This is a genomic window from Brachybacterium sp. p3-SID957, assembly GCF_025144775.1.
Taxonomy (GTDB): domain Bacteria; phylum Actinomycetota; class Actinomycetes; order Actinomycetales; family Dermabacteraceae; genus Brachybacterium; species Brachybacterium epidermidis.
The window spans coordinates 24647-32802 of sequence record NZ_JALXKT010000036.1 but is presented as its reverse complement, the minus strand read 5'-3'; the positions used below and the strand labels follow the sequence as shown (position 1 = coordinate 32802).

The 8156-nt window shown below is 65.4% G+C and carries 8 protein-coding genes and 1 pseudogene; 3 read left to right on the top strand and 6 right to left on the bottom strand.

Annotated features, from left to right (window positions below):
- Positions 1–186, top strand: a pseudogene (locus M3B01_RS09175) (IS256 family transposase); the annotation flags it as partial.
- Positions 187–461: 275 nt separating this feature from the next.
- Here the strand turns inward: M3B01_RS09175 and M3B01_RS09170 are convergent.
- From M3B01_RS09170 to M3B01_RS09145, 6 genes are all read right to left on the bottom strand, one after another.
- Complete coding sequence (locus M3B01_RS09170; RefSeq protein WP_259791446.1) at positions 462–1481, bottom strand: hypothetical protein; 1020 nt, start codon at positions 1479–1481, stop codon at positions 462–464.
- Between the two features lie 250 nt (positions 1482–1731).
- Positions 1732–2187 carry a hypothetical protein gene (locus M3B01_RS09165; protein WP_259791444.1) on the bottom strand — a complete coding sequence of 152 codons (456 nt, stop codon included), beginning with the start codon at positions 2185–2187 and terminating at the stop codon, positions 1732–1734.
- Positions 2184–3362: a hypothetical protein gene (locus tag M3B01_RS09160; protein ID WP_259791442.1), complete on the bottom strand. Its 1179-nt coding sequence runs from the start codon at positions 3360–3362 to the stop codon at positions 2184–2186. Before M3B01_RS09160 ends, M3B01_RS09165 begins: the two co-directional genes overlap by 4 nt.
- A 21-nt stretch (positions 3363–3383) precedes the next feature.
- Positions 3384–3956: a recombinase family protein gene (locus tag M3B01_RS09155; protein ID WP_259791440.1), complete on the bottom strand. Its 573-nt coding sequence runs from the start codon at positions 3954–3956 to the stop codon at positions 3384–3386.
- Between the two features lie 431 nt (positions 3957–4387).
- Positions 4388–5008 carry a response regulator transcription factor gene (locus M3B01_RS09150; RefSeq protein ID WP_259791438.1) on the bottom strand — a complete coding sequence of 207 codons (621 nt, stop codon included), beginning with the start codon at positions 5006–5008 and terminating at the stop codon, positions 4388–4390.
- A complete protein-coding gene (locus M3B01_RS09145) occupies positions 5005–6201 on the bottom strand; it encodes a sensor histidine kinase (protein ID WP_259791436.1) in 1197 nt (398 codons plus the stop codon). Before M3B01_RS09145 ends, M3B01_RS09150 begins: the two co-directional genes overlap by 4 nt.
- Before the next feature lie 150 nt (positions 6202–6351).
- On the opposite strand from M3B01_RS09145, the gene M3B01_RS09140 reads away from it, so the two are divergent.
- Together M3B01_RS09140 and M3B01_RS09135 are read left to right on the top strand one after the other, a co-directional pair.
- The gene (locus M3B01_RS09140) at positions 6352–7443 is read left to right on the top strand and encodes an ABC transporter permease (RefSeq protein ID WP_259791458.1); all 1092 of its coding nucleotides are present in this window, start codon (positions 6352–6354) and stop codon (positions 7441–7443) included.
- Positions 7440–8156 (top strand): ABC transporter ATP-binding protein, encoded by a 717-nt coding sequence (locus M3B01_RS09135; RefSeq protein WP_259791434.1) that lies wholly within the window; start codon positions 7440–7442, stop codon positions 8154–8156. The genes M3B01_RS09140 and M3B01_RS09135 overlap by 4 nt, the downstream gene beginning before the upstream one ends.

Here is an 8156-nt window from a genome sequence, read left to right as displayed (position 1 = left end):
CTCTGGCTGGCGATCTGCAACATCGAGGACAAACGCGCCCTGGAGCGGGAGAAGGAACGTGGCAAGCCCGCCGACCAGCGTCGAGCATCCGGCCGGCTGGTCGAGGGCCAGGCCGTCACGAACTGGAAGCAGGCCCTCGCCCAGCTCGCCGCGGCCTACCCCGACCGGATCAACCCCTACCTGTGACCACCCCGCTTACACAGACAAGTTGACACGCCCACAACCGTCGTCGACGGCACTCCTCCCTCGAGTACGCGACACCCCACGACTACGACCTCGCCCGCACCCCGCGGGCACGCACCACCGCCGGAAGCTAGCGACCAAGAGTGGAAATCAAACCGTAGGGCAGGCCAAGATGTCACCTGTTCATGCGGCAGTCCCATCTAGCATTGCGTGGCAAGGTGTCCTCGAGATGCTTCATCACCCCAGCATGCCCATCGGATGCTCACGGCAAAGCACGGTCACGGCGAATCCTCCACTTTGACCTCCGCTTCAGACTCAGCCTGTTCCTTCCTCTTCTCGCGGTTTGCCCGGAAAAGCCCCTCGGTCCACTCGGTCAGGTGGTCTTGCATGCGGTCCAGCTCTTGGTACGCACACAGGGTCGCCAACCCGCAGCTGGGGAACTTCTCTCCGTGCTTCTCGGCGGCCTCGGCCATCGCTTCCTTGAACTGCTCTTGTTCTGGTCGTTCCTCGAAGCGGGACATCACCTCGTCCAGCAGGAAACCCACCTGGCCGCGTGAGACCGCCACGCCCGAGTTGGGGTGCCTGTCGCGCTGGGCATCCTCATACTTCGGCAGTTGCCGGAACATCACACCCCAGATCACTGCGTAGGGAGTGAAGTCAGGCTCACCCTCGATGGCGGTGTACATGCCGCTGCGGATCTTCCACCGCCTGCGCCACGCCGACCGACGAGGTCGCCTTTTGCCGGCGACGTCCACTTGCCCCCGCACCACGACCTCGTCCTTGGGCGTGTCCTTCAGGATCCCCGGCATGACGCTCCACAGGTCGAGCAGGAACGTCGCGCGGCCGTAGGGCTCGATGCGCACGATGTTGTCGGTGAGCGCATCGTCTGGGCCGTAGGCACCGTCCGTCGCGAACATCCTTGGTGCCACGGAGTGCTTCTTCTTCCCGTGCCCGCTGAAGGAGAGTCCTGGCGAGTAGACCGTCACCGGGATCCGGCCAGGGTTCTCTACGACAAGCTGCGCGACCTCGAGGGCTCGACCGCGGACGACGGCCTTCGCTGCGTTGCCGTTCTTCATGAGGAGACGACCGGACCGGTTGGTGGCGAGCATGAAGTCCGGCTCCCAGATCGCAGCATTGAGGGACACCCTCACCCGTCCACCGTCAAGGAAGTGCTTCACGATCTGCCAGACCAGAGCCACCATCGCGATGGCGAAGCTGAGCAGGGAAATGACTAAAGTCAGCGTGACGACCGAGAACCCGAGGAACTCGGGTGATGCGGGGACGGGGATCGGATCCATGGAGATAATTCTCCCACCCAGCACTGACGTTCTCAGTCGTCACTATCGCAGGCCCTCGAAGGGATCCGCCACGCTGTGCACGCCGTGCTCAGGGTACACGAACACGAAATGCACACCCAGCTCGTCCGTCCCGCTCGGCTCAGGGAGGCAGTCGCCGCCGCATGCGGAGCACGTACGGTAGCCCTCGCCCCAGGCGGTGGCGGGGCCGAGGTCGGCAGGTTCCCCGTCCGCATTCTCCATCGGTCGATACTTACTGCTCTGCTTCGGCTCGGTCGATGAGCTCGGCAAACTCATCGTTTGAACGCACTGTCAGTCCGAACTCCTCGGCTTTGGCTCGGACAGCCCCGTCGCCCGTGACGACGATCCAGTCGGGCGGGTCCAGGTACTGGCTGTCGCACTCCTGGCCTTCAAGGGCGCACGCCACGACCAGAGGGTCTGCGTTTCCGAGGTTTGCGTAGAGGTCGAGCAGACTCGTGTCGTCGTCTGGGACGGTGGAGAGGATCTTCACCAGCCACTCAAGTACCCGTGGTGTCGTCGGATGGACGTTCTCGCGCAGCGATCCGATATCACGGATCCCGGCGGCTTCACGCAGCACCTCCTCCGGGATCACCGTGCTCTTCAAGAAGAAGGGACTCGCTCGGCGTCGGGGCCCGAGCTGACTGAGGGTGTTCGTGTCGACCACGTACCGCTGCCCGAAGCCGCTCATCCGACTGCCCGCCTGAGGTCACCGAGCTGCGTGGGGCGGAGCTGGTTCAAGCAGACCGTCCGGCAGAATTCGCCCGGTGTGATGCTCATCGAGTCGAGGGCGTGCAACATCCGCTGGGTGAACTCCCGCCCGGCGTACTTCCGGACGGCGTTCTCCGGAAGGATCTTGTTGCGTGGGCCGCCCGTAGGTTTGCGCCTGAATTCTTCCCGCAGCTCGTCGAGGTAGCCGCTCGCGGTCTTACCGCTGACCAGCCCCAGCCGCATCGCCCGGACCGTGACCGCGCTCGGGGTGACCTTGAACTGGTCAGACGCAGCCCGCATGTCATCGAGCGTGGTGGGGTTGATGGACTTCATCCGCTCCGTAGGCATCAACATCGCTCCGGCGATGTCGTACTCCCGTCCTGGGTCGGTCTCAGTGCTGCCGCCGTCCCAGGTCATCGGGGCGAAGATCCTCCTGGCGACCAGGACTGTCATCAAGGTGAGCGTGAAGATCGTCCGACCCGTCGGCTCTTGGTCATCTCCGTGGTCGCCGCCCGCCAGGAAGATGTAGGGCACCTTGTTATCCCGGATCGACATGCCGCTGAACTTCACGTGCGTGAGCCGCTGCGGCATGTGGTGCTGCACGCTCTGCGAGACCAGTACCTGGTTCGCCTCGAGGCGTTCGATCATGAGGTCGAGAGCGTCCGCTTTGCTCCTGCAGGTCCGGAGCATCTCGTGTGAGAGTCCGAGGGCCGAGCTGAGACGTGCAGCGTCAGCGTCAACAGATGGGCCGGGTCGTTGAAGGAGGCCCACGAGCTTGTTGCGCTCGAGAGATGGGTCGTGCTTCCTGACGAGCTGCTGTTTCCGGATGAGGTCCTTCACGATGAGCTCCACATCCCGCAGCTCCACCTTTGATCGGGAACCGATGGAGAACGTGTCCCTGCTGACTCCGGCGAGCAGCTTGTCGGTCTTCTTCCTGACCTGCTCGCGCACGTGAGGCAGCGGGGCGAAGAAGAGCGAGTATGGGATGTCGCCTCTGCTGGCAAGGAACATCAGGTCGGAGAACTTGATGATTCGTTTCTCCAGGGCGCGTTCGTAGACCTTGTAGGTGCCCGCCACCGAGTTTTCGAGAAGGGTGGTGAACACATCTTCGTCGATCGGAACAGCGGTGCGGTCGAGGATCACATCAATGAACATGGCTGATCACGCCCGATGCGCTCACGATGCTGCACCTGCCGTCTCCTCGGACAGCACCTTGTGCACCGTGCCCACGGAGACGTCGAGGACCCGGGCAATCACGCGGATCGACTCCCCCTTCTCCCTCCGGGCGAGGATGACGGCGCGCTTGTCGTCGTCGATGACCCTCGGCCGCCCACCGACCCGACCGCGCTTGCGAGCCGCCTCCAGCCCTTTCTTGGTCGTGCGCGAGATGTTGCGGCGGCGGTCCTCGGCAAGGGCAAGGGCCATGTCGAGCAAGAAGCTGCGCTCTGTATGCTCGCCCGCGGCGATGCCGTCGAGCACCTTGACCCGGCAGCCCCGCTGGAACAGGTCGTTGAGGACGACCAGCCCCTCGAGGAGGTTGCGGCCGAGCCGGTCGACTTCCTGGACCGCGAGCATGTCCCCGTCCCTCATGAAGTCGAGCGCGGCCTTGAGCCCTGGTCGCTGTTCGACTGCGAGCTTGCCGCTGTCCTTCTCCTCGAAGACCCGCTCGCAGATCGGGTCCAGGGCATCGTGCTGCCGCTGCGTCTCCTGCTTCGCGGTGCTCACCCGCACCAGCCCGATCAGCGCCACGGCCCCTCCTGCTGTTCGACAAACGTGTTCATCTGCTGGCTTCCAAAGTATCAGTTGTTGAACGGGTTTATGAACATCCTCTCGATCGAGCACCGATCTCCAGGCCGGCCGCTCGGGTGTTCAGCCAGACGACCGTTTGCTGAACGGCCGGCAGGCCGCTGGGGCCCCACCTGGTCGTCCGAGGGTCAGGAACTCATGCAGCTAGGTGCGCCCCATGTGCGCCCTTCGGTACGTCATTCTTGCTCTTGAACTGCACAAAGGTCTCATAGGCGATTCGTTCGCAATGAAAAGGTCAGGGGTTCGATTCCCCTTAGCTCCACCCTTGTCCTGAGTCGCGACATCGTTGACAGACCTGTCGCGGCTCAGGCTTTTTTGCGTGGGTTCACAGGCGGGCCGGAGTCCGGTCCGGAGCACGAAGGCAGAGCATGCCTCTATCTCAGGAGACCGGTGTCGCGTGCGGCAGCGACGGCAGCGGTGCGGGAGGAGACGTCGAGCTTGGTGTAGATGTGCACGAGGTGCGATTTCACTGTCGCGTCGCTGATGTGCAGCTGAGTCGCGATCTCGTTGTTCGTTGCGCCGTCTGCGACGAGCCGCAGCACTTCGGTCTCGCGGGCGCTGAGGCTGGGCTGCGGGGAGCGCATCCGGGCGAGCAGGCGACCCGCTATCGCAGGGGCGAGAGCAGTCTCGCCCCTGGCAGCAGCATGAATCGCGGCGATGAGCTCTTCGGGCGGCGAGTCCTTGAGGAGATAACCGCTGGCACCGGCCTCGACCGCGCCGAGGATGTCGCTGTCGGTGTCGTAGTTCGTGAGCACCAGCACCGCTGGCGGGTTCCGAAGAGCGCGAATACGGCGGGTCGCATCAGCCCCAGTCTGATCGGTGCCGAACTGCAAGTCCATGAGCACCACGTCCGGTGTCAGACCGGTTGCGAGGGCAACGGCATCGTCAGGGGTTGCCGCTTCCCCGATCATGTCAAGATCGGGGTCATCTGAGAGCATGGCGTGGAGCCCGGCGCGGACGACGGGGTGGTCGTCGGCGAGCACGATCCGGATCATGAGGACGCCCCGTTTCCTGTCGAGAGCGGCAGCCGTGCGGTCACCGTGGTGCCGTCGCCGGGTGCCGAGGTGATGGCGAGGGCGCCGTCAAGCTGCTCGACACGCTCACGCATAGCGTGCAGTCCGAAGGAATCGGCCCCGTGTGAGTTGGCGACGGCCGAGGAGACGTCGAAGCCCTGCCCGTTGTCACGGACGACCAATGACACAGCGTCGTCCTCACGTGCGAGCTCCACGGTGATCCGGGTGGCGTCCGCGTGGCGGATCGCGTTCGACACCGCGCCCTGGGCGATGCGCAGCAGCGCAGTCTGGGTGCCCATCGGCAGATCGAGATCCTCAGCTGCCACCTCGACAGGGACCGACGCACGGTCGGTCTGTTCCTGTCCGAGCCTGCGCAACGCGGCGGCGAGACCGTCATCGAGTCGGGCGGGGGTGAGCTCGCGGATGATCTGTCTCGTGTCGGAGAGGCTATCTGCGGCGGTCTCGCGTGCCAGTTTCAGGTAGCCGGCGCCGGGTTCGGGGGTGTCGCGTTCGGCGGCGCGCAGCAGCATCTGAATCGAGGACAGGCCCTGGGCGACGGTGTCGTGGATCTCGCGAGCCAGGCGCGCCCGCTCCGCCAGAGCGCCCTGTTCGCGTTCGGTCTCGGCAAGCTGCTGCCGAGTGCGGATCAGCTCGGCAAGAAGACGTTCGCGTTCCTCGGCCTCACCCCGCAGGGCGCGGTAGGCGAGCCCGATCAGGAGGGCGACGCCGGCGCCGACGAGCGGCCCGATCAGCCCCCCAACGCTGAACCCGAGATGCAGCCCGAGGGAGAGGATTGAGAAGGCGGTCGTGACCACGATCGCCGCGACCCCGCCGGAGCCAGGCAAGACATGGAGGTAGAGGAAGAACAGGGGGAAGACCAGGTACGCCCCATCGGGGCTCAGCCACGTCACCACCGCCCACAACAGGGTCAGCGCGGTGACCCAGACGACCGCGAACCTGCGATCGGACGAACCTGCTGCGCGGCCCGAACGCGCCGCCCATGCGCCAGCGAGGTAGACCGCGACGAACGCGACCCCGACGACCAGCGTCCATGCTGCGACCGGGGAGGAGACGACATATGCGCGCGCGACCGCGAAGCCCGCCAGTCCGATCAGGAGAGCATGCAGGCCGAAGCGGAGGCCGGTGAACACCGGGGCGAGGGGCGAGTGCGGCATGACAGCTCAAGCCTATGCGAACCGTGTTTGCGGGCCATCAACCGAAAGTTCGACCGTGAATCCCACGGTTCAGGCGATGCCCGACCACGCCCCGTGGAAGGAGGGTTGAAGAGTAGCTCGGGCAGGGTGTTCGAGCGGAAAGGCATCATCGTGTTCGTCGCGTGGAGAGAGTTGCGGTTCGCCCGCGGCCGGTTCCTGCTCATCGGGGCCGTTGTCGCTCTGATCACCCTGCTCGTGGGCTTCCTCTCCGGCCTCACCGGAGGACTCGCCGCCCAGAACATCTCCTCGGTGATGCAGTTGCCCGGAGACCGTCTCGTTCTGCAGCAGCCCGAGAACAGTGACCCCAGCTTCGCAACCTCTTCCCTCGGCGAGGACACTGTGCAGGAGTGGGAGCAGGCTGATGGCGTCGAGTCGGTGATGCCGGTGGGGATCGTCCAGTCGCGGGCTTCGGCCAGCGGCACCGACGACCCGAACGGGGTTGCTCTCTACGGACTCGCGCAGGACGCTCCGGGCGCCGGAGCGAACCCGCTGGTCGAGCTCGCCCCGGATTCCGATACCGAGGTCGGCCTCTCATCCGGCGCCGCCGACGACCTCGGCGTCGAGGTCGGTGACACGATCACGATCACTGGCAACGACTTCACCGTCGCGGCTATCGGCGAGAATCTCTGGTACAGCCACACCCCGGTCATCGTCATGACTCCGGATGCGTGGAGTGAGGCCAGCCGGCGCGTCGGCGGCACTGGCGAGGCCACGGTACTCGCCGTCACCGGCGACGCAGCCTGGGAGGCCGTTGGTTCTGACACGGACACGGTCGCGGAAATGCGGTTGGAAAGTCTGACCGCGTTGGAGGCATTCCAGTCCGAGATCGGGTCGCTCGGACTCATGATCGTGATGCTCTTCGGGATCTCCGCGCTCGTTGTCGGCGCGTTCTTCACCGTGTGGACGATGCAACGCGCAGGTGACATCGCCGTGCTCAAAGCATTGGGTGCCACGACCGGGTCGCTCGTGCGTGACTCCCTTGGGCAAGCCCTCATCGTGCTCGCCGCCGGGATCGGGGTCGGCCTTGCGGCCGTGGTCGGGCTTGGGACGCTCGCGGCACAGGCGCTGCCGTTCGTCGTGAGCCCGCTGACCACTCTCGCCCCTGCCGTCGTGATGGCGGTGCTGGGCCTTGCAGGAGCCGCGTTCGCGCTGCGCTCCGTCACTAAAGCCGACCCCCTCACAGCCCTTGGGAGTAACCGATGATCGAACTGCAGAACATCACCCTCACCTTCCCTGACGGGGAGAACCGCATCACCGCTGTCGACGATGTCACCCTCCGCGGAGACAACGGCACCGTCACCGGCGTGACCGGCCCCTCCGGATCGGGCAAATCCAGCATTCTCGCCGTCGCCGCGACCCTGATCCGCCCCGATTCCGGCGGCGTCCTCATCGGGAACGAATCGGACTTGATCGACGCCGCCCAGCTCTCCAAGCGCGAGGCCACCCAGCTGCGCCGTGAGCGCATCGGAATCGTCTTCCAGCAGTCGAACCTGCTTCCGGCATTGACGGCTCGCGAGCAACTACAGGTCATGGCCCGGCTCGGCGGTGGTATCAGCCGGAACAGGCGCAGAAGGATCGACGCCCGCGTCGAGGAGCTGCTCGACGCGGTCGGCCTCAGCGAGCATGCCGACAAGCATCCCCATCAGCTCTCTGGTGGGCAACGGCAACGGGTCGCCATCGCCCGCGGCCTCGTCCACGACCCCGAGGTGCTGCTCGTCGACGAGCCGACGAGCGCCTTAGATCAGGAACGCGGTGCCGAGATCATGCAGCTCATCGCCCGTCTCACCCATGAACGCGACACCGCCACCTTGCTCGTCACCCACGACCTCGTGCATCGCGACGCCCTGGATGACCTTGTCACGGTCGTCGACGGCCGCATCACCACTGACGTCCCAGGGCCAGCGCTTGCACGCTGA

Bases quoted from the DNA above. Each gene is read 5' to 3' on its own strand.
- M3B01_RS09150 (WP_259791438.1), bottom strand. From the start codon at position 5,008: ATGATCCGGATCGTGCTCGCCGACGACCACCCCGTCGTCCGCGCCGGG.
- M3B01_RS09170 (WP_259791446.1), bottom strand. From the start codon at position 1,481: ATGGATCCGATCCCCGTCCCCGCATCACCCGAGTTCCTCGGGTTCTCG.
- M3B01_RS09145 (WP_259791436.1), bottom strand. From the start codon at position 6,201: ATGCCGCACTCGCCCCTCGCCCCGGTGTTCACCGGCCTCCGCTTCGGC.
- M3B01_RS09160 (WP_259791442.1), bottom strand. From the start codon at position 3,362: ATGTTCATTGATGTGATCCTCGACCGCACCGCTGTTCCGATCGACGAA.
- M3B01_RS09165 (WP_259791444.1), bottom strand. From the start codon at position 2,187: ATGAGCGGCTTCGGGCAGCGGTACGTGGTCGACACGAACACCCTCAGT.
- M3B01_RS09135 (WP_259791434.1), top strand. From the start codon at position 7,440: ATGATCGAACTGCAGAACATCACCCTCACCTTCCCTGACGGGGAGAAC.